Here is a 24,965-nt window from a genome sequence, read left to right on the forward strand (position 1 = left end):
AGCTTGTAGTCGTGGAGCAGTTGGCGCGGCTGGCGGACGCTTGGGGCGTCGCCACTCGGTACGAGAACGCGGACCAGCAAGAGGTCGCCGTCGACACCGAGGTCGTCGTCAAGGTGTTGGCGCAGTTCGGGGTCGACGCGTCCACTGAGGACGCGATCACCCGCGAACTGGCGCTCGTCGAGCAACGGCGCGCGGCGCGCGCGTTGCCGCCCACGATCGTGATCCGCGAGTACGAGACGTACGACCTGCGCGGCCCGGCGACGATCGAGCTGGAGAACGGCACGTCGTTCGCCGTCGAACGGCACGTGCCCGACTCGGTCCCGCTCGGCTGGCACCGGATCGTCACCGCGGACCAGACCGTCACGCTCGCCGTCGCGCCCCGCACGCTGCCGGACGTCCCGCACACCTGGGGCTGGATGCTCCAGCTCTACGCCGCCCGGTCGAGGGACTCGTGGGGGATGGGCGACTTCGCCGACCTCGCCACGATCGCCCGCCGCTCCGCCCAGGAGCTCGACGCCGGGGTCGTGCTGGTCAACCCCGTGCAGGCGCCCGCGCCGACGCACCCCGTCGAACGGTCGCCGTACTCGCCGACCAGCCGCCGCTTCGCGAACCCGCTGTACCTGCGCGTGACGGACACGGCCGAGTTCCTCCAGGCCTGCCCGCGCACCCGGCAGCTCATCCGCGACCTGCGCCCGGAGAGCCAGGACCTGATCGACTACGACGCGATCTGGGAGGCGAAGCGGCAGGCGTTGGAGCTGCTCTTCCCCGGTGGCGACGTCGAGATGGACGCCGACCTGGAGAAGTTCGCCACCTACTGCGCGTTCGCCGAGCTGCACGGCGCGGACTGGCGCCGGTGGCCGGAGGACCGCGGCGAGGCGCCCGAGGACCGCGTCGGCTTCTACGCGTGGCTGCAGCACCTGTGCACCCGGCAGCTGCAGGACGTCCGGCTGGCCGCGCACGAGGCGGGCATGGCCGTCGGGGTCATCCACGACCTCCCGGTGGGCGTGGCGCCCGGCGGCGCGGACACGTTCGCGGACCCCGAGGCGTTCGCCATCGACGTGACGGTCGGCGCGCCACCGGACGCGTTCAGCGCCGACGGCCAGGGCTGGGGCCTGCCGCCGTGGCGGCCCGACAAGCTCGCCGAGTCCGGCTACCGGCCGTTCCGGCAGGTGCTCCGCAGCGTCCTGCAGCACGCGGACGGCATCCGCATCGACCACGTCGCCGGCCTGTGGCGGCTCTGGTGGATCCCGCCGGGCGAGCCGCCGTCGCGCGGGACCTACGTGCACTACGACTCCGACGCCATGCTCGGCGTGCTCGCTCTGGAGGCGTACCGCGCGGGCGCCGTCGTGGTCGGCGAGGACCTCGGCACCGTCGAGCCCGTCGTCACGAAGACGTTGCAGGAGAACGGCATGCTCACCAGCGCCGTCCTCTACTTCCAGCGCGACTACTACGCCGAGGGCCACCCGCTGATCCCGCCGTCGCAGTGGAATCCCAACCAGATGGCGAGCATCTCCACCCACGACCTGCCGACCGCGGCGACGTTCTTCGCGGGCGAGGACGGCCCCGACTTCGACGAGCTCATGCGGCAGGAGGGCGTCCGCACCGCCGACCGCGTCGAGGGCGCACACGAACTGCTCGCGCAGGCACCCTGCGCGTTGGTCCTGACCTCACCTCAGGACGCTCTGCGGGAAACCCGGCAGCCGAACGTCCCGGGCACGATCGACGAGCACCCCAACTGGAGAATTCCCCTGCCGGTCGAGTTGGATGATTTTTTCCCACTCGTCCGGGAGATCACCCGTCCGTTGCGCAACCGCGAAAGATGAAACTCTTGCGTAACGGCAGGTCATAGACCCGCGGAGTAGTGTTAGGCCGTCACCCGACGGCGGAAAGACTTTGGAGGTGGCGTACCCGATGAGCTCAGCCTTGAGCACGCGGAATCCGACCGGCGTGCTGGAACTGGCGGTCGAGCAGGTCCTGGCCTCGGTGCGGCCGACCGCGCTCGGCGACCCGGTGGCGGGGGCACAGCGCGCGGAGGAGTCGTTGCGCGACGCGCTGCGGGACGCGGGGCCCGTGCAGGACAACCCGGCCCTGGCCCACGCGCTGGCGTGCGCGGAAGCCGCCTGTGAACACCTGAAGTACGCGGAGATCCAGGAAGCCCGCACGCTGCTCACGGCCGCACGTGGTCAGCTCGTTCTCGCGCACGAAGGAGTGTGACCACCGCCCGTGGTCGCCGGTCGGTGACGGTCACACGATCGAGTTAAGCCTCTCCCATTCCCCGTGAGAACCCGGCGAGAGCGCCGAACTTTGTCGGTGCCCGCTCGTAGGGTTCGAGGTGTGATCGTCCACCAGACCAGAAGGCGCGCTCCGGACCCGGCTCGGGCGCGGGCTCTGCCCGCGCTCCGCGAAGCCGCGCGGTCCGCTGCGCCGCCCCCGCCCGTCGGTGTCGTTCGTGTCGAATCCGACCGTCGCCGACCGGCGTACAAGTCGCTCCGGCTGGGTAGTCGTGTGGTCGTGACCGACCCGCACCCCCCGGACGACCGGACCGGAAGACTTCACCGATCGGACCGCCTGCCGAAACAGCGTGCTGCCACGATGTTTCGACCCGGATATGGTCTTTCGTAGCCCGCCGCCTGTGACGAGGAGCATCGTGCGACCCTGGCCTGGAAGGCCCTACCCGCTTGGCGCCGGATACGACGGCGTGGGCACCAACTTCGCCCTGTTCTCCGAGGTCGCGGAGTACGTCGAACTTTGCCTCTTCGACGAGGACGGCACCGAGACACGTGTGCGGCTGCCGGAGGTCGACGGCTTCGTGCACCACGGCTACCTGCTGGGCATCGGCCCCGGCCAGCGCTACGGGTACCGGGTGCACGGCCCGCACGATCCTGCGCGCGGCCTGCGGTGCAACCCCAACAAGCTGCTGATCGACCCGTACGCCAAGGCCATCTCCAACGGCCTGTCGTGGGACGAGTCGCTCTACGGCTACAAGTTCGGGTCGCCGGAGGAGCGCAACGACGACGACTCAGCGCCCCACGTGCCGAAGTCCGTCGTGGTGAACCCGTTCTTCGACTGGACGAACGACCGGCTGCCCAAGACGCCGTACAACGAGAGCGTCATCTACGAGGCGCACGTCCGCGGCCTCACGATCGACCACCCGGAGATCCCGCCGAGGCTGCGGGGCACCTACGCGGGCCTCGCGCACCCGGTGATGATCGACCACCTGACCAAGCTCGGCGTCACCGCCGTCGAGCTCATGCCGGTGCACCAGTTCGTCAGCGACCACACGCTGGCCGAGCGCAGGCTCAGCAACTACTGGGGTTACAACACGATCGGGTTCTTCGCTCCGCACGACGGCTACGCGGCGCTGCCGCTCAACCAGGTGCAGGAGTTCAAGGGCATGGTCAGGGCCCTGCACCAGGCGGGCATCGAGGTCATCCTCGACGTCGTCTACAACCACACGGCGGAGGGCAACCACCTCGGGCCGACGCTGTCGATGCGCGGCATCGACAACGAGTCGTACTACCGGCTGGTGGACGACGACCCGCAGTACTACACGGACTACACGGGCACCGGCAACTCGCTGAACGTGCGGGCGCCGCACACGTTGCAGCTCATCATGGACTCGCTGCGGTACTGGGTCACCGAGATGCACGTCGACGGGTTCCGGTTCGACCTCGCGGCCACGCTCGCGCGCGAGTTCTACGACGTGGACCGGCTGGCGACGTTCTTCGAGGTCGTGCAGCAGGACCCGGTGGTGTCGCAGGTGAAGCTGATCGCGGAGCCGTGGGACGTCGGCCCCGGTGGCTACCAGGTCGGCAACTTCCCTCCACTGTGGACCGAGTGGAACGGCAAGTTCCGCGACACCGTCCGCGACTTCTGGCGCGGCGAGCCGGCGACGATGGGCGAGTTCGCGTCGCGCATCACCGGCAGCAGCGACCTCTACCAGGACGACGGCCGCCGGCCGTACGCGTCGATCAACTTCGTGACGGCCCACGACGGCTTCACGCTCAACGACCTGGTGTCGTACAACGACAAGCACAACGAGGCCAACGGCGAGGACAACCAGGACGGCGAGAGCCACAACCGGTCCTGGAACTGCGGCGTCGAGGGCCCGACGGACGACGAGGAGATCCTCACCCTGCGCCGGCGGCAGCGGCGCAACCTGATGGCCACGACGGTGCTGGCGCAGGGCGTGCCGATGATCGTGAACGGCGACGAGTTCGGGCGCACGCAGAACGGCAACAACAACGCGTACTGCCAGGACAACGAGGTCTCCTGGGTCGACTGGTCGCTGCTGGAGGCCAACTCCGAGCTGATGGAGTTCACCTCCGCGCTGACCTCGTTCCGCAAGGCGCACCCGGTGTTCCGGCGCCGCAGGTTCTTCGCGGGCAGGCCGATCCGCAAGGGCGACGAGCTGCGCGACATCGCGTGGTTCACCCCGGCGGGCGAGGAGATGACCGAGCAGAACTGGGAGGACGACTTCGGCAAGTGCATCGTCGTCTTCCTCAACGGCGAGGGCATCCCCGACCTCGACTCGCGGGGCATGAGAGTCACCGACGACTCGTTCCTCATGGCGTTCAACGCGCACTACGAGGACATCCAGGTGACGCTGCCCGAGCCCGAGTACGGTCCTGAGTGGAGGGTCGTCGTGGACACCACGACCGGTGTGGTCGGTGACGGCGAGAAGCCGATCGCCGCGCACGGCCAGCTCACGCTGACCGCGCGGTCGCTCGTCGTGCTGCAGCGGGTGGGCTGATGGGCGCGCCGTTCTCGACGTACCGCGTCCAGCTCACCCCGTCGTTCACCTTCGCCGACGCCGCCGACGCCGCCGACTACCTGGCCCGCCTGGGAGTCGGCGCGCTGTACGCGTCGCCGATGCTCGACGCGCGGGAGGGCTCGACGCACGGCTACGACGTCACCGACCCGACGCTCGCCCGGCCCGAACTGGGCGGGGACACCGCGCGGGTCGCGCTGCAGGACCGGCTGGAGGTGCTCGGCCTCGGCCTGGTCGTGGACATCGTGCCGAACCACATGGTCGTGCCGAACCCGTGGTGGGAGGACGTCCTCGAACACGGGCAGGAGTCGAAGTACGCGAAGTACTTCGACATCGACTGGTCGTCGGGCAAGGTCCTGCTGCCGGTGCTCGGCGAGGGGGCAGCGGACGAGGTCCACGAGCACTACCTCAAGGCGGACTGGCGGCGCGGCAACAGCGAGCTCAACTACCGCCGGTTCTTCGACATCACCGAGCTGGCGGCGATCCGGGTCGAGGATCCCGAGGTGTTCGAGGCGACGCACCGCGCGGTGCTGTCGTGGGGCGTCACGGGCCTGCGCGTCGACCACCCGGACGGGCTCGCCGACCCCGGCGGCTACTTCCGGCGGCTGCGCGAGCACTTCGACGGCTGGCTGGTCGTCGAGAAGATCCTCGGGCCGGACGAGACGCTGCCGCAGAGCTGGCCGGTGGACGGCACGACGGGCTACGACGCGTTGCGCGAGATCTGCGGCGTGTTCATCCCGCTCACCGACGCGTTCGCCGGCAACTTCCACGAGGTCGAGCACGCGTCCCGGCAGCAGGTCGCGGACTCGATCCTGGTGGCCGAGGTGCGCCGGATCGCGCGGCTGGTGCAGGGCGTCGAGTTCGAGGACGCGTGCAGTGCCGTCGCCGAGATCATGGTCAACTTCCCGGTGTACCGCTCCTACCTGCCGGAGGGGCTCAAGCACTGGGAGACCGCGGTCCGGCTGTCGCGGTCGCCGGCTGTACGGGCGTTGGACGAGCAGGTCCGCGCCGACCCGCACGGCGAGCTCGCGACGAGGATCCAGCAGACCTCGGGCATGGTCGTCGCGAAGGGCACCGAGGACACCGCGTTCTACCGGTACACGAACTTCGTGGCGTTGAACGAGGTCGGCGGCTCTCCGGACCGCTTCGGGCTGTCCACGGCCGAGTTCCACGAGCGGGCCGCCCGGCGCGAGTCGGCGGAACCCCGCGCCATGACGGCCCTGTCGACGCACGACACCAAGCGCTCGGAGGACGTGCGCGCCCGCCTGGCCGTGCTGGCGGAGATCCCGGACGCCTACCTGGCGTTCGAGGCGGCGATGACGGGCAAGTACGGCATCTCCGAACCGACGCTGAACCGCCTGGCGTGGCAGTCGGTCGTCGGCGCGTGGCCGCTCACGGAAGAACGGCTGGGGCGGTACCTGGAGAAGGCCTCCCGCGAGGCCAAGATCAAGACGTCGTGGGTCGACCGGAACGCCGACTTCGACGCCGAGGTGGCCGCGTGGCCCGCGAAGGCGTTGAACGAGCCAGAGGTCGCCGCCTTCGCCGAACGCCTCAAGGCGCCCGGCTGGGTGAACTCGCTGGGGCAGAAGCTGGTCCAGCTCACCGCGCCGGGCGTGCCGGACGTGTACCAGGGCACCGAGCTGTGGGACTACTCGCTGGTCGACCCGGACAACCGCAGGCCGGTCGACTACGAGGTGCGCCGGGAGTTGCTGGCGCGCATCGAGTCCGGCTGGCTGCCCGAGGTCGACGACTCGGGCGCGGCGAAGCTCCTCGTGGTGCACAAGGCGTTGCACGTGCGCAAGCGCGGCCTGCACGGGTACCGGCCGCTGCAGGCCGAGGGTCCGGCCGCAGAGCACGTGCTCGCGTTCGAACGCTCCGGCGTGATCACGGTCGCGACCCGGTTGCCGGTCGGGCTGGAGCAGAAGGGCTGGCAGGACACGGTTCTGCCGCTGCCGGGTGCGAAGTGGACGGACGTGCTCACCGGGCGTCCGGCGACAGAGGACCTGGCGTCGTTGCTCGACACCTATCCGGTAGCGCTGCTGGTACGGGGGGATCAGTGAGCTTCTCCGTCTGGGCGCCGACGCCCGAGTCGGTGCGCGTGCGGGTCGACGGCGTCGACCACGAGATGAAGCGCGACGGCGACTGGTGGCGGTCCGATGCCGAGGGCACCGACTACGCGTTCGTCATCGAGGGCGAGGCGTACCCGGACCCGAGGTCGCTCTGGCAGCCGAACGGGGTGCACGAGGCGTCCAGGGTGTACACCCACGACTTCGCGTGGACCGACGGCGGCTGGACCGGCAGGGCGTTGCCCGGTGGCGTGATCTACGAGCTGCACATCGGCACGTTCACGCCGGAGGGCACGTTCGACGCGGCCATCCGCAAGCTCGACCATCTGGTCGCCCTCGGCATCACGTTCGTCGAGGTCATGCCGGTCAACAGCTTCGACGGCGTCGAGGGCTGGGGCTACGACGGCGTGCTGTGGGGCGCGGTCCACGACCCGTACGGCGGGCCGGACGGGTTCAAGCGGTTCGTCGACGCCTGCCACGCCCGCGGCCTGGCCGTGCTGCTCGACGTGGTCTACAACCACCTCGGGCCGTCCGGCGCGTACCTCGACCGGTTCGGGCCGTACTTCGCGGGCCGCAACGACTGGGGTCCCGGCCTCAACCTCGACGGGCCTGGCTCGGACGAGGTCCGCCGGTACGTGATCGACAACGCACTGCAGTGGCTGCGCGACTTCCACGTGGACGGGCTGCGGCTCGACGCCGTGCACGCGCTCGCGGACAGCAGGGCGCGGCACGTCCTCGAAGAGCTGTCGATCGAGGTGGACGCGCTGTCGGCGTCCGCGGGCCGCCCGCTCACGCTGATCGCCGAGTCGGACCTCAACGACGCGAAGCTCGTGACCGCGCGCGAGGGCGGTGGGTACGGCCTGCACGCGCAGTGGTCGGACGACCTGCACCACTGCCTGCACGTCGCGCTGACGGGGGAGACCTTCGGCTACTACGAGGACTTCGCCGCACCCGGTGCGTTGCGGAACACGCTGGAGAAGGTGTTCTTCCACGCCGGCACCTGGTCGTCGTTCCGCGCGAAGCACCACGGCAAGCCGGTCGACACGGCGCTGATCCCCGGCCACCGGTTCCTCGCGTACACGCAGAACCACGACCAGGTCGGCAACCGCGCGACCGGTGACCGGCTGCCCGCGACGGTGTCGGCCGAGAAGCTGTTGTGCGGGGCGGCGATCGTGCTCACCTCGCCGTACACCCCCATGATCTTCATGGGGGAGGAGTGGGCGGCGTCCACGCCGTGGCAGTTCTTCGCGTCGTTCCCGGACCCGCAGCTCGCGGAGGCCGTCCGCACCGGCAGGCGGCGCGAGTTCTCCCGGCACGGCTGGGGCGAATCCGACGTTCCGGACCCGATGTCGCCGCAGACCGTCGAAAATTCGCGCCTGCGCTGGGACGAGGTGCACGAAGGTGACCACGGGCGTGTCCTGGAGACCTACCGGGCCCTGATCGCGTTGCGGCGCTCCCGCCCGGAGCTGGCCGATCCGCGGTTGGACAGGTTCGTGGTGGAGCAGGACGGGGAGTGCCTGGTGCTGCACCGCGGGACGACCCGCGTGGTGGTGAACCTCGGCACGACCCCCGTCCCGCTACCTCAGGGAGACGTGCTGCTGACCTCCTCGGCCAGCCCGTCGTCGCTGTCCCCGGAGTCGTTCGCGATCGTCGCGTCGACGTGATCCCACAGCATCTGGTCGGTCAGCTCCACTGGCCGGCCGAGGTGCGCGTGCACGAACGCCGTGACCAGCCGGTCCGCGGCGACGTGCAGCTTGATGTTGTGGTGCTGGGATATGTGCACCAGCAGCTGGAACGCCTGCTGGGGTGTGCAGGGTTTGCGTGCGGCGATCAGGCCTGTGGCCTGCCCGATGACCGTCCGGGACACCAGAGCTTTGCGCAGCCCCGCCACCTCGGCCTCGAGGGCGGTGATTCTCGCGGACGACACCGCCGGCTCCTTTCGCGTCGTCGTGGTCACAGCGGCATGCCGGTGTGACGACGGGCTCTGGAGCTGCATTGCGAAGGGCGGGCACACCCAGAGCAAGCCGTCACATCGGCTTGCGGCTGGGTTCTCAACCGCGAGTGATCACCTTATCAACTGTTTCAGACGGTGCTCGCCGGGTAACCGAGTTGCATGGGTGCCGATGAGAAGTTCGAGAACAAGGCGGAAGAGCTCAAGGGCCGCGCGAAGGAAGCCGTCGGCGACGCCACCGACAACCAGCAGTGGCAGGCCGAGGGCCGCGCGGAGCGCGCCAAGGGAGCTCTCAAGCAGGCCGGCGAGAAGGTCAAGGATGCCTTCAAGTCCGGCAAGTAAGACCACTGGAGCCGCCCAGTTCGTCCCCGAGGGGAGGAGCTGGGCGGCTTTGCGCGCGGCCGCGGCGGACTGCCAGGGGTGTGAGCTCTTCCACGACGCCACGCAGACCGTGTTCGGCGAGGGACCCGTGCCGGCGCGGCTGATGATGGTGGGGGAGTGTCCCGGAGATCACGAGGACACCGAGGGCCACGTCTTCGTGGGGCCCGCCGGGCGGTTGCTCGACAAGGCGCTGGCCGACGCCGGGATCAAGCGCGAGAAGACCTACCTGACGAACGCCGTGAAGCACTTCCGGTTCGTCGAACGCGGCAAGCGCCGGATCCACCAGCAGCCCCGGCGTGGCGAGGTCGTCGCGTGCTTCCCGTGGCTGCGCGAGGAGATCCGGGTGGTGAAGCCCCGGTTGGTCGTCGCGCTGGGCGCCGTGGCGGCGAAAGCACTTCTGGGACCATCGTTCAAGCTCACCGAGCACCGCGGCGAGGTGCTGGAGCACGACGGGTTGCGCGTCGGCGTGACCGTGCACCCGTCCGCGGTCGTGCGGGCGGAGAACTTCACCGAGGCCTACGAGCAGTTCGTGGCCGATCTGGTGGCGCTGAAGAAGTCCTGAAACGGGACAACCCCCGGACGACTCCTGCGCGAGCAGGCCGAGCGGGACCAGCGCTCGAAGTCCGGGGGTCGGGTGGCTGCCTGGTTTTGCGCTTAGGCGTCACCAAAGGCGGTCCTAGCGGACAGCCACCTCACGAGTCCTGTAGCTATACAACTTTGGACCACCTCCTCTCTTGTGTACTGCGAACCTATGCCTGCTCCGCATGGCCGTGCAACGGACTTTTCTCACGCCACGCCGCCCGCCCGGTTCGCGTAGAATCCGCAGGCATGGTGCGCATCCCACTGACGTCGCTGGAACGGGAGCGCGGCAGGCGGCTCGGCCAGTTGCTGCGGGACGCCCGCGGCGAGGAGAGCATGGTCGAGATCGCGGCTCGCGCCGGACTGTCCGCGGAGACCGTGCGCAAGATCGAGACGGGACGCGCTCCCACGCCCTCCTTCTTCACCATCGCCGCCCTGGCGGGCGCACTCGGGATCTCGCTCGATTCCATCAACGAACTGCTGACCCCGCAAAGCCGGTCGGCGTAGTTCCCTCGATCGTTGACCGAACCGCTCGGACGAGTTACCACGAAAGTCGGGTAAGAGCGGCAGTTTCCGGACGATCCTTGACTTCGACTTTTTCCGCGTGCTCCGGTGGAACGGCGAGATTCGCTCTTCTCGAAGCAGGGGGAAATTGTGAAATTCGTTTCAAGTCTCATCGCCGCGTTCCTGGCGTTCGCTCTGGTCGGTGCTCCCACGGCGTCCGCGACGGCAGAAGCGCAGATCAGCAGGGGTGACGTGCTCAAGCGGGCGGCCGTGTGGCTGACCGCGAACAACGGCAAGCAGGTCCCGTACAGCATGTCGAAGTACTGGAAGGACGGGTACCGGACGGATTGTTCGGGTTATGTTTCGATGGCTGCGAACCTGGGGAAGGACAATCCCAAGGGCGGCCCGAACACCGTTGCTCTCGCGACGAGCAAGTACACGACGCCCATCAAGATCGCGGACATGAAACCGGGTGATCTGTTCATCGACGCGGTCGACGAACCCGGCGACGACTTCCGCCACGTCGTGATCTTCGAGAAGTGGGACAAGGCCAACCAGTCCTACTGGGCCTACGAGCAGCGCGGCAGCCACGGCACCGACCACCGCGTGCTCACGTACGGCCTGAAGGACAAGAAGTACAAGCCCTACCGGCTGAAGAACGTCACCGGCTGATCGTCACCAGGTGACCGGCATGGCCAGCGGACCCCGCATGGCCATGCCGGTCCGCCATTCCACGTCGGCGGTCAACCGCAGGTCCGGGAACCGTTCCAGCAGCGCGGTCAGTGCCACCTGGACGTCCATTCGCGCCAGTTGCGCGCCGATGCAGTGGTGCGGCCCGTGCCCGAACGTGAGGTGCCCCTTGGCATTTCGCGTCACGTCGAACCGGCCGGGGTCCGGGAACCGCCGCGGGTCGCGGTTGGCCGCGTGCTTCGCGAGCAGGACCGGTTCGCCCGCGCGCACCACCCCGCCGCTGAGGTGGACGTCCTCCAGGGCGTAGCGGGGCAGGATGTCCGAGATCTCCTGCGCGGGGATCCACCGCAGCAGCTCCTCGACGGCACCGGGCATCAGGTCCGGGTTCGAGCGCAGCAGGGCGGCCTGGCCGGGGAACTGCAGCAGCGTGTGCACGGAGTTCGCGATGTGGGCGGCCGTCGAGTCGTAGCCGGCGCCGAGCAGCAACACCGTGAGCTGCACCAGTTCTTCCTCGGTGAGGCGGTCGCCCTCCTCCTGGGCCACGACCAGCGCGCTGATCAGGTCGTCCTCCTGGTGGACGCGGCGCTGCCCGGCGAGATCCGCGAGGTAGGCCGCGAGCTCGCCCAGCCGCGCCAGCTTCTCGTCGTCGGTCATCGCCGTGATCGACATGAACGCGGCGGCGAGGTCCTGGAAGTGGTCGCGGTCGGCGTACGGGACGCCGAGCAGGTCGCAGATCATCAAGCCGGGCAACGGAATCGCGTACGCGGTGAGCAGATCGGCCGGCGGTCCCGCCTGCTCCACCGCGTCCAGCAGGTCGTGCGCCAGGCGTTCGGCGTTCGCACGCAACTGTTCTACGCGGCGCGCGGTGAACGCGTGCGCGAGCAGGCGGCGCAACCGCGTGTGGTCCGGCGGGTCGAGGTCGGTGAGGATCGCGCCCATCCGCACCGGGCCCATCCGCGGGGTGTCCCGCACGGCCGCCTGCGCGAGGCTGAACCTCGGGTCGCTGAGCGCCAGGCGCACGTCCTCGTACCGGGTGAGCAGCCAGCCCTCCTCGCCGTGCGGGAGCTGGACGCGGGCGAGCGGTTCGTCCTGCTGGAGCCGGAGGTAGGTCGGGTCGACGTCGAGCCCGTTCGCCGGACCGAACGGGTAGGCACGCGCTGTCATGAGCATCCTCCAAGGTCTGCGGCTGAGCGAGCGTACTTCCGGTAAACGCTTTCATCCGAGGCTTGACCGGTATTGACCGTCTCGATGGGGCGTCCTACGCTGCGACGAGCAAGAACACCTCCGATCTTTGGCTCCGCCGCCGCAGACTCGAAGGGTGCAGGAGTGGATCTTTCGCGGCGCGGCTTGTTCGGCGGAGTGGTGGCGGGGGCGGCGCTCACGGCGTTGCCAGCGGGGGCGTCGGCGGCCTCCTCCGGCGGGTGCGAGACCAGGATCGACTGGGAGTCCTTCCTCGGTGAGCAGGACCTGGTATGGCAACGGGTTCCGCGCGCCTGGTACGAGGGACCGTTCCTGGGCAACGGTTTCCTCGCCACCTCGGTCTACCGAGAGCCCGGTGCGAACGCGGTGCGGTTCACCGTGGACCACGCGAAGGTGCAGGACCACCGGCCGCAGTTCGGCAATGAGTGGGGTGTCGCGCGGCTGCCGGTCGGGCGGGTGCTGCTGACGCCCGCCGGCACGATCACCGGCGTCGACCTGCGGCTCGACCTGTGGAACGCGGAGCTGCGCGGCACGATCGTGACGGACCTCGGCGAGCTGGCCGTCCGGTTGTTCGTGCACGCCTCGAAGTCGTTGCTGCACCTGGAGGTTCGCGCGTCCGGCGGCGAACGGGTCGCGCTCGCGTTCCAGGCGCTGGACGCGGTGAGCCCGCGCACGATCCGCGAACCGCCGCCCGCGACGTTCCCGCCCAACCCGAAACCGGTGACGCGCACCGTCGGCGGGCTCACCCTCGTGACGCAGGAGATGGTGGCGGGCGGGCAGACCGCGACCGCGTACCGGATCTCGCAACGGCGTGGCCGCACGGAGCTCCTGCTGTCCGTCGACCACTCGTTCCCGGACCGCACGGCGGAGGCGTCGGTGAGGACCGCGGTGACGACAGCGCTTGCGCCGGAAGTGTTGCGGCAGCAGCACCAGCGGTGGTGGCATCGCTTCTACCGCAAGAGCTTCGTGTCGGTGCCGGACGCGTTGATGCAGAGCTTCTACTGGATCCAGCTGTACAAGCTCGCGTCCGGGGCGCGGGCAGAGGCGCCGATCATGCCGACGACCGGGCCGTGGCTGGAGCCGACGCCGTGGCCCTCGGTGTGGTTCAACCTCAACGCCCAGCTGGAGTACTGGCCCGCCCTGGCGTCGAACCACCTGGAGCTCGACCCGATTCCGCGGACCGTGGCGGAGAACCAGCAGATCCTGGTCGACGCGCTGCGGCCGGAGTTCCGGGCCGACTCGATGGGGTTGCGGCGCAGCACGGATCCGACGTTCCAGGACGCCGGGTTCGTCGGGTCGCCGCTGCACCCGTCGCCGGACCCGGAGATCGGGAACCTGCCGTGGCTGCTGCACAACGCGTGGCTGCACTACCGGCACAGCATGGACGAACGGGTGCTGCGCGACACGGTCTTCCCGGTGCTGCGCCGGTCCACCAACTACTACCTGCACTTCCTGCGCAAGGGCGACGACGGCCGGCTGCACCTGCTGCCGACCTACTCGCCCGAGTACGGCGTGGCGCCGGACTGCAACTACGACCTCGCGTTGCTGCGCTGGTCGTGCCGGACGCTGATCGAGTCGGCGCGGCTGCTGCGGATCGCCGACCCGTTGCTGCCGCGGTGGCAGGAGGTGCTGGACCGGCTCGTCGAGTACCCGGTGGACGCGGGCGGGTTCATGATCGGGGCGGGGGTGCCGTTCGCGAAGTCGCACCGGCACTACTCGCACCTGCTCGCGGTCTACCCGTTGGGCGAGGTGAACTGGGAGCAGCCGGAACGCCGTGACCTCATCGCGCGGTCGTTGCGGCACTGGCTGAGCTTCGAGGGGTCGTTGCGGGGCTTCACCTTCACCGGTGCGGCGTCGATCGCGGCCCAGATGACCTCCGGCGACGACGCGCTGCGGTACCTGCGGGAGTTCGTGGCGCGGTTCGCGCAGCCCAACACCACGTACTTCGAGGCGGGGCCCGTGATCGAGACGCCGCTGAGCGCCGCGAAGTCGTTGCAGGACATGCTGGTCCAGAGCTGGGGCGGGTTGATCCGGATCTTTCCCGCCGTTCCCGCGGTGTGGCAGGACGTGACGATCCACGACACCCGGACCGAGGGCGCGTTCCTGGTGAGCGCGGTGCGGCGAGGTGGGCGGACGCGGTTCGTGCGGGTGCGCAGCGAGGCCGGTCAGCCGTGCCGGGTGCGCACGGGCATCGAGGAGCCGCTGGTGGTGCGCGGCTGTGCGTGGAGCCTGCGGGACGGCGTGGTGTCGCTGGAGCTGCGGCGCGGGGCCGAGGCGTTGATCCACGCACGAGGCGAGCGGGACTTCACGATCGCGCCGGTGCGGATCACCTCGCCCGCCCGGCGGTGGGGGCTGCCCGCGTTGCCGCCGGGCGGGAGCGCGGTGCCGGTGGATCTGCGCGGGGCGTTCGACAACGACGGGCTGTCGAACGAGTTCACGAGCCGGGACGGGGACTTCGACGGTGCGGGCAACACCTATCCGGCCGCGCAGCTGCCGCAGACCGGGTCGGTGGTGGACGACGGGGTGCTGTTCGAGTTCTACAACGGGGACGAGGCCAGTCTCAACAACGTCGTCTGCGCCGGGCAGTCCGTCGCTGTTCCTGGTGGCAGGTATGGGAAGTTGCACCTGTTGGCGGCCGGCGACGTCGGGAACGTCGAGGCTACCGGGGCTCTGGGGTACGCCGATGGTGCCGAGCCGGTGCCGTTCCGGGTGACCGCGTGGCAGCAGCGGCCGCAGTTCGGTGAGTCGGAACCTGTTGCCACGACGTTGATGCACACACCGTCCGGGCCTGTCACGCGGCAGGTGTCGATCTTCCACCAGGTCGTCGCCGTCGATCCCGCGCGCGAGCTCTCCGCCGTCATCCTCCCCAGGACGAGCGGGCCGCGCCTGCACGTCTTCGCGATCACCTTGGAGAAGCCGAAGTGAGATCCTTGCTCACCGCGCTGACGCTGGTTCTGGCGTCCCTGGTTCCTGTGTCGCACGCTGCCGCCGAGCCGGCACTGGCCCTGACGCCGCCGATGGGGTTCAACAACTGGAACACCACCGGGTGCGACATCAACGAGCAGATGATCCGCGACATGGCGGACATCTTCGTGTCGAAGGGGTTGAAGGACGCCGGATACCGGTACGTCAACGTCGACGACTGCTGGGCGGACGCGACCCGCGACCCCGCCACCGGACGGCTGCGGCACCACCCCGTGCGGTTTCCCAGCGGGATGAAGGCGCTGGCGGACTACGTCCACGCCCGCGGCCTGAAGTTCGGCATCTACACGAGCGCCGGGGTGCAGACCTGCGCGCGGACGATGCCCGGATCGCTGGACCACGAGGAGGTCGACGCGCGGACGTTCGCGGACTGGGGCGTCGACTACCTGAAGTACGACAACTGCAACAACGAGGGACGTCCCGCGCTGGAGCGGTACACGAAGATGCGGGACGCGCTGCGGGCCACCGGCCGTCCGATCGTCTACTCGATCTGCGAGTGGGGGCAGAACAAGCCCTGGGAGTGGGGCAAGGGCGTCGGGCAGCTGTGGCGGACCACCGGGGACATCAACGACACGTGGTCGAAGACCGTCGAGATCCTGAAGCTGAACGCGCCGCTCGACGCGTATGCCGGGCCTGGGCACTGGAACGACCCCGACATGCTGGAGGTCGGCAACGGGCAGCAGACGACGGTCGAGTACCGGAGCCAGTTCGCGCTGTGGTCGATCATGGCGGCGCCGTTGCTGATCGGGGCCGACCTGCGCAAGGTCTCTGCCGAGCACCTGGAGATCCTGCGGAACCGGGAGATCATCGCGGTGAACCAGGATTCCCTTGGCGTGCAGGGGAAGGTGGTGTCGCAGGAGGACGGGCGGTGGGTGTTCGTGAAGCCGCTGTCCAACGGGGACAAAGCGGTGGCCCTGTTCAACGAGTCCGAGGTCAACGCGACGTTGTCCATCTCGGCGCGGTCCGCCGGGTTGCCGTCGTCGGTCGGGTACACCGTGCGGGATCTGTGGACCGGGCGCGACTTCCAGTCGGCAGGGCAGATCTCGGCCTCGTTGCCGCCGCACGGGACGGCGATCTTCCGGGTCAAGGCGTCGCAGGACTGGTACCGGCACGCGCCGGCCGTGGACACCTCGCTGGACGTGGTGGCCTCGGTGCCCGGGGTGCCGGGGACGATCACGCCCGCGGGGGAGTCGTTCGAGGTCGGTGTGACCGCCGTGAACCAGGCGCCGGTCCCGTTGCTGACCGCGTCGACGTCGTTCTCCGCGCCTGCCGGGTGGAAGGTGGAGAGGCTTTCCTCCGAGCGTGCGCCGGTGCTGCTGACCTCGCAGTCGGTGCAGAGCCGGTGGAGGGTCACACCCCCGGCTGGGGTTACACCGGGGGTACACGCGGTGGGCGGGTCTTTCGGCGCGACCTGGGTGGGGCACGGGCGGTTGTCGCGTCCGGTGGAGGCCGCCGTCCTGGTGCCGGTGCCTGGACCGGTGGGGTCCGTGTGGGCGAGCGACGTGCGGTTCACCACCGAGCGCAGTGGCTACGGGCCGGTGGAGCGCGACCGGTCGAACGGCGGCTACCTCGGTGGGGACGGCAGGACGTTGACCATCAACGGGAAGACGTACGAGAAGGGGCTCGGCGCGCACGCCCAGGCGGAGATGATCCTCTACCTGGGAGGGCGTTGCACCGCGTTTTCTTCTGATGTCGGCATCGACGACGAGCGGGACGTGAACCAGCTCGGGTCGGCGGTCTTCGAGGTCTGGGCGGACGGCACGAAGGTCGCCGACAGCGGGCTGCGGACGTGGCGCGACGACGCGGTGCCGGTGTCGGGTTCGCTGGTGGGGGCTCGGTTCCTGCGCCTGGTCGTGGCCGATGGCGGCGACGGGGTCAGGTTCGATCGCGGAGACTTCGCCGGCGCCAGGCTGACCTGCTGACGGCTGTCGCTGCCACAGCGGCGACGAGCACGCCCGTGGACAGGATCTGCCCGCGGGCCTGCTCGTCGGCCAGCATGAGCCCGATGATGCCGACGATCACGGCGAGCGCGGCGTAGGAGAGATACGGATAACCCCACATGGGGACCGTCGGGTTCTGGATGGTGCGGCGGAGCTTGATCTGCGAGACCGCCACGAAGCCCCACACGACCAGCAGGGCCGAGCCCACGGCGTTGAGGAGCAACAGGAACACCGTGTCGGGCCACAGGTAGTTGAGCAGCACCGAGAAGAACCCGAACGCGGTGGACGCCAGCACGGCGTTGCGCGGCACCCCGTTGGTCCTGGCCAGCAGTGCCTTGGGGGCTTCCTGGCGTTCGGCGAGCGAGCTCAGCATGCGCGCGGCGCCGTAGAGGGTGGCGTTGATGGCGCTCAGCAGGGCCACGAAGATGACGACGTTCATGATCTGCCCGGCGGCCGGGATGCCGAGCCGGTTCAGCACGGCGACGTACGGGCTGGCGCCGACGTCGGAGTCGTTCCACGGCAGCAGCGTCACGACCACGACCATCGACCCGAGGTAGAAGACGAGCAGCCGGGTCATGGCGGTCCGCAGCGCCTTCTTGATGGCGTGCCTCGGGTCTTCCGCGTCGGCGGCGGCGATCGTGATGACCTCGAGCCCGCCGAACGCGAACACCGTGGCCATGAACGCGGCGAGCACGCCACCCCACCCGTTGGGCAGGAAGTCCTGGAGGTTCTGAGTTCCCGGCGACTCCGTGCCGGGGAGGAGGCCCGCGATGGCGAGCACGCCCAGCCCGAGGAAGACCACGATCGCCGCGACCTTCAGCCCCGCGAACCAGAACTCGAACTCGCCGAAGCTCCGCACGTTGCCGAGGTTCACCACCGTCAGCACCGCCATGAACAGCAACACCCACGCCCACTGGGGGACGCTCGGCACCCACCCGGCCGCGATCTTGGCGGCCCCGGTCGCCTCGACCGCGAGCACCACCCCGACCGCCGCCCAGTACGTCCAGCCGACCGTGAACCCTGCCCACGGCCCGAGCGCCTTTTCCGCGTGAACGGAGAACGCGCCGCCACTCGGGTACTCGGCCGCCATTTCCCCGAGCATGCGCATCACGAGCAGGGCCAGAATTCCGGCGAGCCCGAACGAGATGAGCACGGCGGGCCCCGCCAACGCGATGCCGGCCCCTGTCCCGACGAACAGACCAGCTCCGATCACGCCGCCCAACGCGATCATGGTCACATGTCGTTCCCGCAGGTGAGTCACGCTCTCCAGCCCCGTTCGAGTGTCCCGATGGCGGCCCGATAGTGAGTTCATGGCGACGGAGAGTCAAATCGTGTGATCGGGGTTACACCGAAGCCGAAGAAGGGTGAGACCGATGAACTCGCCTAAGGGAGTACTGCCGTCCGGAACGTCCGCCGCATTGCCGCCGGGAACGTTGCCGTCAGGTGTGTTGCCGCAACTCGACACGTTCTCCGGCGCGCTGGAGCGTTACTCGGGCTGGGGGTGGCTCGTGCTGCGCTCGGAGAACCGGCTGCTGCTGACCACCGACCACTGCGTGTCCGCGGTGGAGATGCCCGCGGGCGTGGGCGGCGAGGTGCAGCACTACCTGGCCGTGCGGATGCTGGCCGGGCCGGTGGTGGTGCTGCCTTCCGGGCGGTGGCTGATCCTGACAGGGTCGGCGGACTCGGCCTCGCAGGTGAACCTGATCCGGTTACGGGCTCGGGGGGCCTTGACGCACCGGCTGGGGACGTTGGTGCCGTTGCCGCCGTCGCGGATCGACGGGGGTGGGGTGCGGTGGCTGGGAGAGCCTGCGGCTGGTGGGCCGGCTTTGCCGCCGTTCTCGGCTGTGGTGGCGGCGTTGAGGGCTGTTACGGAGACCGCCGGGCTGCGGTGACGGCCGGGCTGCGGTGAGCTTGGTTGGTCGCGCCGGTTTCGTAGGGTTCCCCGGTTGCGGGTGGCGGGTTCGCCTTGCGTGCTTCCCTCCGGGGGCTCTGCCCTCAGACCCCCGGCAATCTGATCGGGGGGCACCGCGCCACTCGCGGGTTGATGGCACGCCTGTTTGTGCTGGGCGGCTGCCTGTTGCGTTGGTGGTTGCGTTGGCGGTGGTCGCGTGCTCTTGGCTCGTCGTTACGTGGTGGGGCGGAGGACGTTCGCCCTGAAGTGGTTCAGGGTGTTGCCTCGTTCGGCGAAGTTGACCACCACGTAGGTGCCGTTGCGGCCCTGCGAGATGCCCACGCCCAGGCGCGTCGAGGACTTCCAGACCAGCGCCGTGAAGTGGAGCACGGAGAGGTCGACGTTCGAAGGCGTCATCTCTTTGTCGTAGTTGTAGTGACGCGATTCGTTGTACCAGTCCTCCAGAGCTTTACCGATCACTGTATCGATTGGCCTGCTGCGTCCCGTCTCGTACAGGTTCTCGCCGTAAGGGTTGTCCGGGCGGTGTTCGAAGCCATTTGTGGACTGGAGGTGGTCCGCCCATTCTTGCGCGGTTCTTGACACTTCGGAATCGAGTGAGAGGGGCGGTGCGCCGTGCTTTGCGCGGTAGGTGTTGACGAGTTCCGCCGCCTTCGTGGCGGGGTCCTCGGCGTGGGCGGTAGGGGTTGTGAGGCTCAGGGTGACGGCCACGGTGATTACGGTGAGCATCCAACGCATGACTCGTGTTGTCCCCTAAATGGGGCATGGTGGGCAATACCCCGGGTTGAATCTGCTGTCTTGATAGGCGCTGTGTAGTCGTGGCGTAGCCTTGGAGTGTGAGGCAGGTCACGGGTGGTGTAACGCTCTGGCGATACCCCCTATGACCCCCTTGGGTTACCGATGGCTACCCCGGTTGCGGTGCAAATTCACTCCACAGGACGCGGTCGAGGTTCTATGGTTTGTGATGTCGAACACCAGCGGAAGGAGCTTGGCATGGATGGCTACGAAATTCTCGCCGACGAGGACGGGCACGTTCGGGGCTACGACTAGAGATCGGCGGGCGGACTCGGTTCGCCGAAGGCCGGCACTGCTCCACAGGCCGCGCGAGGGAGTCACCCGAAGCGACTCCCTCGCGGCCTGAGTGGTTAGTGGGCCAGTTGTTCGTTCATGATGAGGAATGCGCCTAGGCCGTGGAAGTCGTTCGTGACGCGTTTGCGGCCGTAGTAGTAGGCGGCGTCGCCTACGTTGGTGCCCTCGGAGATGTCCTTGATGTCGGTCAGGCCCGTCGTGCCGACTGACGCCTTGGCCAGCACGCCGCGGTAGCCCTTGAGTGCTGCCTGTTGGTACGAGGCGTCGAGGTAGCCGCGGGCCACGCCGCGCGCGAGCATGAAGGTGTACATCGACGACGCCGAGGTCTCGGTCCAGTTGTGCGGGTCGGCGCACTTGTCGACGATTTGGCACCAGCGGCCCGTCGTGGCGTCCTGGTAGCGGGTGTAGCCCGTGGCCAGGTGCCGGACGATGGCGATGAGGTCCGCTCTGCCGGGGTGGTCGGCGGGCAGGACGTCCAGCAGGTCGATGGCGGTCATGCCGAACCAGCCGATGGCGCGCGCCCAGTGTTCGGACGAGTGCTTGCCTGCACTGTGAGCCCACGGTTCTGAGCCGTCGGCGTCGTAGGCGTGCCAGAGCAGGCCGTCGTCGGACTTCAGGTGTGTGTAGTAGGCGCGCATGTTGCGTACGGCCTCGTCGTAGCCGTACGGGTCGTTGTAGGCCTTGGCGTACATGGCGATGAACGGCTGTGCCATGTAGACGCCGTCCGCCCACAGTTGGCCCGTTTTGCTCGTGGCGTGGAACATGCCGCCGTCTGCCGTGCGCGGGTATGTGGTGAAGCGCGCGCGTACCTTGTCGGCCGCCTTCTTGTACTTCGCCTGGCCCGTTTCCTGGTGCAGGACGATGAGCAACGTCGCCGAGCGCATCGCGTCGAGGTTGCTGAAGCTGTTGTCGATGCTGCCGTCGGCGTGGACGAAGCGGTCTACCCACGCCTTGATGTAGTCGAGGTACTTGCGCTCACCCGTGCGCTTGTAGACGAGGTATTGGCCGTACAGGTACAGACCCCTCGTGTAACCCCAACCGCCGAGCTCTGCCGGTGTGAAGCGCTTCATGGTCGAGTCGACCACGGCCTTCGACCAGTCGGACGGGGCGGCGTGCGCGGGTGTTGGGGCTATGAGTGCCAACGACAAGACGAGTGTGCCGAGGAAACGTGCTGTCCTCACTCCGTGCTCCTCCTACGAACCTATGGCGGCGGAGGCAAGGAGGAGCATTCCCGGTTGCCGGACCGGTCGTCAAGCGGACATCGGATGTTTGGTCGTGCTTGCGCGAACCACGAGCTTTGTCGGGAGTTCCTGGTGCTGCACCGGGCCGCCGTCGAGCAGCGTGGCGAGAAGATCCACCGCGACCTCGCCGGCGGACTCCGTCGGCATGTGCACGGTCGTCAGCGCGGGCGAGCACATCGTCGCGTAGAGGATGTCGTCGAACCCGGTCACGCTGATCTGCTCCGGCACGCGGACGTCGTGTTCCGCGAGGTACGCGAGCACGCCCAGCGCGATCAGGTCGTTGTAGCAGATGAACGCCGTCGCGCCGGTCCGCAGCGCCTGCTCGGCCGCCGTGTAGCCGCCGTTGAAGTTCGGTTCGAACGAGCCGAGCACGTGCGCCCGGCCGCGCAGGCCCTGCATGCGGCGGTTGTTCGACCACGCCGCGGACGGGCCGCCCAGGTACACGTAGTCCTTGTGCCCCAACGACTCCACGTGCTCGACGACCTGCTCCATGCCGTTGGCGCTGTCCATCAGCACCGACGAGACGCCCGGCACCAGGCGGTTGACCAGCACCAGCGGCGTCAGTTCCGCGAGCTCCACGACCTGCTCGTCCGACAGCAGCGACGCGCACAGCACCACGCCGTCCACCTGGGACGCCATCGTGCGCACGAGCTCGGCCTCCGTCCGCGGGTCCTCCCTGCTGTCGCAGAAGAACACCGAGGTGCCCGCCTCGCCCGCCCTCGTCTGCACCCCGCGCAGGATCGACGGGAAGAACGGGTTGGTCAGGTCGGGCACCACGATGCCGAGGTTCCCGGTGCGGCCGGTGATCAGGCTGCGGGCCGCGCGGTTCGGCTGGTAGCCGAGCCCCGCGACCACGTCCAGAACCCGTTGCCGGGTGGCTTCCTTGACGAGCCCCGGCGCACTCAACGCGCGCGAGACGGTCGAGACGGAGACCTGTGCCTGGCGAGCGACATCCCTGATCGTGACGGCCACGCGCAAATCATCGCAGTCAAGGTCAAGAGCGAGCCATACCTCCGATGAATGCCTACAGTTCGAGACCGGTCAGCACCAGCACCCGCTGTTCGGTGAGGTCGTCCATCGCCGCCCGCAGGCCCTCGCGGCCGATCCCGGACTCCTTCACCCCGCCGTACGGCATCTGGTCCGCGCGGTACGACGGCACGTCGCCGACGATCACGCCACCGACCTGAAGCCGTTGCGCCGCACGGAAAGCCAGCCGCACGTCCGTGGTGAACAGGCCGGCCTGCAGCCCGTACCGGGACGAGTTGACCCGGTCGAACGCCTCCTCGACGCTCGCGACCCGCGTCAGCGTCACGACGGGCCCGAACACCTCCTCGGCGTTGACCTTCGAGTCCTCCGGCACGTCGGTCAGCACGGTCGGCGCGTACGTCCGGCCGTCGCGGGTTCCGCCCGTCAGCACGTTCGCGGCTGCCTCTTCGACCCACGCCGCGACCCGGTCCGCGGCCGCGTCGTTGATCAACGGACCGACGTCGCCCGCCACGTCGAGCTTGTTCACGTGCGCCACCACGGCCTCCGCGACCGCGTCGTACACGTCGGTGTGCACGAACACGCGCTGCACCGAGATGCACGACTGCCCCGCCTGGTACATCGCGAACGTGGCGATGCGCTGCGCCGCGAAGTCGAGGTCCGGCCAGTCGGGCGCGACGATCGCGGCCGCGTTGCCACCGAGCTCCAGCGTCACGTGCTTGCGCGGCACGCGTTCCTTGATGCCCCAGCCGACCGGGCCGGAGCCGGTGAACGACACCACCGGCAGCCGCGGGTCCTCGACCAGCCGCGCGGTGTCCTCGTTGGACAGGTGCAGGATGGAGAACGCCCCGTCCGGCAGGTCGGTCTCCGCCAGCACCTCGGCCAGCAGGAACGCGACCGCCGGCGTGGACGGCGCGGGCTTCAGCACGATCGGCGCGCCCACCGCGATCGACGGCGCCACCTTGTGCGCCACCAGGTTCAGCGGGAAGTTGAACGGCGCGATGCCCAGCACCGGGCCGCGCGGCACCCGCCGGACCAGCGCGAGACGGCCCTCGGCGGACGGGTCGGTGTCGAGGCGCTGCAGCTCGCCGGAGAACCGGCGCGCCTCCTCGGCGGCCCAGCGGAACGTGGAGATCGCGCGGGTGACCTCGATCCGCGCCCACTTCAGCGGCTTGCCGGAGTCGGCGTTGATGGCGGCGGCGAACTCCTCGGCCCGTTCGGCCAGCCGCCGCGACACGTGGTCCAGCGCCGACGCACGGCGGTGTGCCGGCAGAGCGGCCAGTTCGGGAGCAACGGCGGCAGCGCGCGCAACGGCGGCCTCGACGTCGGTGGCGGTGTGGAAGTCGATCATGCGAGCAACGCTCCTTCGAGCACGTCGAGACCTTCGGCGAGCAGGTCGTCCGGGATGACCAGCGGGGGCAGCAGACGGATCACGTTGCCGTACGTGCCGCACGTCAGCACGACGACGCCCTGGTCGTGGCACGCCTTCGCGACCCGTGCGGCGACATCGGGCGTGCGTTCGGTGAACTCGATGGCGAGCATCGCGCCACGGCCGCGGATGTCCGCGATGATGTCGGTCTTCTCCGCGATCGCCCGCAGCCGGGCCAGCGCGGTCTCGCCGATGCGCTGGGCGGCGGCGTTGAGGTCGCGTTCGCGCATCGTCCGGAACGCCCCGAGCGCCGCCGCGCACGCCACCGGGTTGCCGCCGTACGTGCCGCCGAGCCCACCGACGTGCACGGCGTCCATGATCTCCGCGCGCCCGGTGACGGCGGCGAGCGGCAGCCCGCCCGCGATGCCCTTGGCCGTGGTGATCAGGTCCGGCACCACGCCCTCGTGGTCGAGCGCGAACCACGCCCCGGTGCGGCAGAAGCCCGTCTGGATCTCGTCGGCGACGAACAGCACGCCCCGCTCCCGGCACCACTGCGCGAGTGCCGGCAGGAAACCGGGAGCAGGGTCGATGAACCCGCCCTCGCCCTGGATCGGCTCGATCACGAGAGCGGCCGTGTTGTCGGCACCGACCTGCTTCTCGATCGCCGCGATCGCCCGCGCGGCCGCCTCGGGACCGGTCAGGCCGTCGTGCAGCGGGTACGAGCCGGGCACCCGGTACACCTCGGGCGCGAACGGGCCGAACCGGTGCTTGTACGGCATGTTCTTGGCGGTCAGCGCCATCGTGAGGTTCGTGCGGCCGTGGTAGCCGTGGTCGAACACCACGACGGCCTGCCTGCCGGTGACGTGCCGCGCGATCTTGACGGCGTTCTCGACGGCCTCCGCGCCGGAGTTGAACAGCACCGACCGCTTCTCGTGGTCACCGGGCGTCAGCTCGTTGAGCTGCTCGCACACCTCCACGTAGCTGTCGTACGGCGTGATCATGAAGCAGGTGTGGCTGAACCTGTCGATCTGCGCGTGCACCGACTCGGCGACGGCGGGCGCGGGGTTGCCGACACCGGTGACGGCGATGCCGGAGCCGAGGTCGATGAGCTGGTTGCCGTCGACGTCGATCAGCAGGCCGTCGTCGGCGGAGTCGACGTAGACGGGCAGCGTGGAGCCGACGCCGGCGGCGACGGCGCCCTTGCGCCGCTCCTGGAGCTCCAGCGACTTCGGGCCGGGGATGGCTGTTACCAGTCGGCTCTTGGACAGCAGTCGGGTCATGTCGCAAGCATGACCCTGGTCAGGGCACC

20 protein-coding genes are annotated in these 24,965 nt (G+C 69.2%); 12 read left to right on the forward strand and 8 right to left on the reverse strand.

What is annotated here, in order from left to right; genetic code table 11:
- Positions 1 to 11: 11 nt before the first annotated feature.
- From ACQEU1_RS41780 to treZ, 5 genes are all read left to right on the forward strand, one after another.
- Entirely contained in the window at positions 12 to 1,823 is a 1,812-nt protein-coding gene (locus ACQEU1_RS41780; RefSeq protein ID WP_433215237.1) for a 4-alpha-glucanotransferase, read from the forward strand.
- 88 nt (positions 1,824 to 1,911) lie between these two features.
- Positions 1,912 to 2,214 (forward strand): hypothetical protein, encoded by a 303-nt coding sequence (locus ACQEU1_RS41785; RefSeq protein ID WP_433215240.1) that lies wholly within the window; start codon positions 1,912 to 1,914, stop codon positions 2,212 to 2,214.
- Positions 2,215 to 2,647: 433 nt separating this feature from the next.
- Positions 2,648 to 4,753 (forward strand): glycogen debranching protein GlgX, encoded by a 2,106-nt coding sequence (gene glgX / locus ACQEU1_RS41790; protein ID WP_433215243.1) that lies wholly within the window; start codon positions 2,648 to 2,650, stop codon positions 4,751 to 4,753.
- Positions 4,753 to 6,831 carry a malto-oligosyltrehalose synthase gene (treY, locus tag ACQEU1_RS41795; protein WP_433215246.1) on the forward strand — a complete coding sequence of 693 codons (2,079 nt, stop codon included), beginning with the start codon at positions 4,753 to 4,755 and terminating at the stop codon, positions 6,829 to 6,831. Before glgX ends, treY begins: the two co-directional genes overlap by 1 nt.
- On the forward strand, positions 6,828 to 8,501 hold the full coding sequence (gene treZ / locus ACQEU1_RS41800) for a malto-oligosyltrehalose trehalohydrolase (protein WP_433215249.1): 1,674 nt from the start codon (positions 6,828 to 6,830) through the stop codon (positions 8,499 to 8,501). The genes treY and treZ overlap by 4 nt, the downstream gene beginning before the upstream one ends.
- Here the strand turns inward: treZ and ACQEU1_RS41805 are convergent.
- On the reverse strand, positions 8,420 to 8,764 hold the full coding sequence (locus tag ACQEU1_RS41805) for an ANTAR domain-containing protein (RefSeq protein WP_433215252.1): 345 nt from the start codon (positions 8,762 to 8,764) through the stop codon (positions 8,420 to 8,422). The two genes, treZ and ACQEU1_RS41805, sit on opposite strands and share 82 nt — an antisense overlap.
- A gap of 186 nt (positions 8,765 to 8,950) precedes the next feature.
- On the opposite strand from ACQEU1_RS41805, the gene ACQEU1_RS41810 reads away from it, so the two are divergent.
- From ACQEU1_RS41810 to ACQEU1_RS41825, 4 genes are all read left to right on the forward strand, one after another.
- Positions 8,951 to 9,130, forward strand: coding sequence for a CsbD family protein (locus ACQEU1_RS41810; protein WP_433215255.1), 180 nt, complete (start codon positions 8,951 to 8,953; stop codon positions 9,128 to 9,130).
- Positions 9,108 to 9,731 carry a UdgX family uracil-DNA binding protein gene (locus tag ACQEU1_RS41815; protein ID WP_433215258.1) on the forward strand — a complete coding sequence of 208 codons (624 nt, stop codon included), beginning with the start codon at positions 9,108 to 9,110 and terminating at the stop codon, positions 9,729 to 9,731. Before ACQEU1_RS41810 ends, ACQEU1_RS41815 begins: the two co-directional genes overlap by 23 nt.
- A gap of 266 nt (positions 9,732 to 9,997) precedes the next feature.
- Positions 9,998 to 10,255, forward strand: coding sequence for a helix-turn-helix domain-containing protein (locus ACQEU1_RS41820; protein WP_030479084.1), 258 nt, complete (start codon positions 9,998 to 10,000; stop codon positions 10,253 to 10,255).
- Positions 10,256 to 10,402: 147 nt separating this feature from the next.
- Positions 10,403 to 10,924: a hypothetical protein gene (locus ACQEU1_RS41825; protein ID WP_433215262.1), complete on the forward strand. Its 522-nt coding sequence runs from the start codon at positions 10,403 to 10,405 to the stop codon at positions 10,922 to 10,924.
- Positions 10,925 to 10,927: 3 nt separating this feature from the next.
- On the opposite strand, the gene ACQEU1_RS41830 is transcribed toward ACQEU1_RS41825, so the two are convergent.
- Positions 10,928 to 12,106: a cytochrome P450 gene (locus tag ACQEU1_RS41830; protein WP_433215265.1), complete on the reverse strand. Its 1,179-nt coding sequence runs from the start codon at positions 12,104 to 12,106 to the stop codon at positions 10,928 to 10,930.
- 162 nt (positions 12,107 to 12,268) lie between these two features.
- Here ACQEU1_RS41830 and ACQEU1_RS41835 point away from each other — a divergent pair, with 162 nt between their 5' ends.
- The gene (locus ACQEU1_RS41835; RefSeq protein WP_433215268.1) at positions 12,269 to 15,067 is read left to right on the forward strand and encodes a glycosyl hydrolase family 95 catalytic domain-containing protein; all 2,799 of its coding nucleotides are present in this window, start codon (positions 12,269 to 12,271) and stop codon (positions 15,065 to 15,067) included.
- Positions 15,064 to 17,046 carry an NPCBM/NEW2 domain-containing protein gene (locus tag ACQEU1_RS41840; RefSeq protein ID WP_433215271.1) on the forward strand — a complete coding sequence of 661 codons (1,983 nt, stop codon included), beginning with the start codon at positions 15,064 to 15,066 and terminating at the stop codon, positions 17,044 to 17,046. Before ACQEU1_RS41835 ends, ACQEU1_RS41840 begins: the two co-directional genes overlap by 4 nt.
- Here ACQEU1_RS41840 and ACQEU1_RS41845 read toward each other — a convergent pair.
- On the reverse strand, positions 17,000 to 18,325 hold the full coding sequence (locus ACQEU1_RS41845; protein ID WP_433215274.1) for an amino acid permease: 1,326 nt from the start codon (positions 18,323 to 18,325) through the stop codon (positions 17,000 to 17,002). The two genes, ACQEU1_RS41840 and ACQEU1_RS41845, sit on opposite strands and share 47 nt — an antisense overlap.
- Positions 18,326 to 18,437: 112 nt before the next feature.
- On the opposite strand from ACQEU1_RS41845, the gene ACQEU1_RS41850 reads away from it, so the two are divergent.
- Positions 18,438 to 18,956, forward strand: coding sequence for a hypothetical protein (locus ACQEU1_RS41850; protein WP_433215276.1), 519 nt, complete (start codon positions 18,438 to 18,440; stop codon positions 18,954 to 18,956).
- Between the two features lie 233 nt (positions 18,957 to 19,189).
- Here ACQEU1_RS41850 and ACQEU1_RS41855 read toward each other — a convergent pair whose 3' ends face one another.
- The 5 genes from ACQEU1_RS41855 to gabT all read right to left on the reverse strand — a co-directional run bounded on the left by ACQEU1_RS41855 (position 19,190) and on the right by gabT (position 24,936).
- Positions 19,190 to 19,684 (reverse strand): CAP family protein, encoded by a 495-nt coding sequence (locus ACQEU1_RS41855; RefSeq protein WP_433215279.1) that lies wholly within the window; start codon positions 19,682 to 19,684, stop codon positions 19,190 to 19,192.
- 434 nt (positions 19,685 to 20,118) lie between these two features.
- Positions 20,119 to 21,243, reverse strand: a complete 1,125-nt coding sequence (locus tag ACQEU1_RS41860) for a glycoside hydrolase family 88/105 protein (protein WP_433215281.1) — start codon at positions 21,241 to 21,243, stop codon at positions 20,119 to 20,121.
- 69 nt (positions 21,244 to 21,312) lie between these two features.
- Positions 21,313 to 22,275, reverse strand: coding sequence for a LacI family DNA-binding transcriptional regulator (locus ACQEU1_RS41865; protein ID WP_433215284.1), 963 nt, complete (start codon positions 22,273 to 22,275; stop codon positions 21,313 to 21,315).
- A gap of 52 nt (positions 22,276 to 22,327) precedes the next feature.
- On the reverse strand, positions 22,328 to 23,638 hold the full coding sequence (locus tag ACQEU1_RS41870) for an aldehyde dehydrogenase family protein (RefSeq protein ID WP_433215287.1): 1,311 nt from the start codon (positions 23,636 to 23,638) through the stop codon (positions 22,328 to 22,330).
- Positions 23,635 to 24,936 (reverse strand): 4-aminobutyrate--2-oxoglutarate transaminase, encoded by a 1,302-nt coding sequence (gene gabT / locus ACQEU1_RS41875; RefSeq protein ID WP_433215289.1) that lies wholly within the window; start codon positions 24,934 to 24,936, stop codon positions 23,635 to 23,637. Before gabT ends, ACQEU1_RS41870 begins: the two co-directional genes overlap by 4 nt.
- Positions 24,937 to 24,965: the final 29 nt, after the last annotated feature.

Source organism: Lentzea sp. CA-135723, assembly GCF_050936595.1.
In the GTDB taxonomy this organism is placed as follows: domain Bacteria; phylum Actinomycetota; class Actinomycetes; order Mycobacteriales; family Pseudonocardiaceae; genus Lentzea.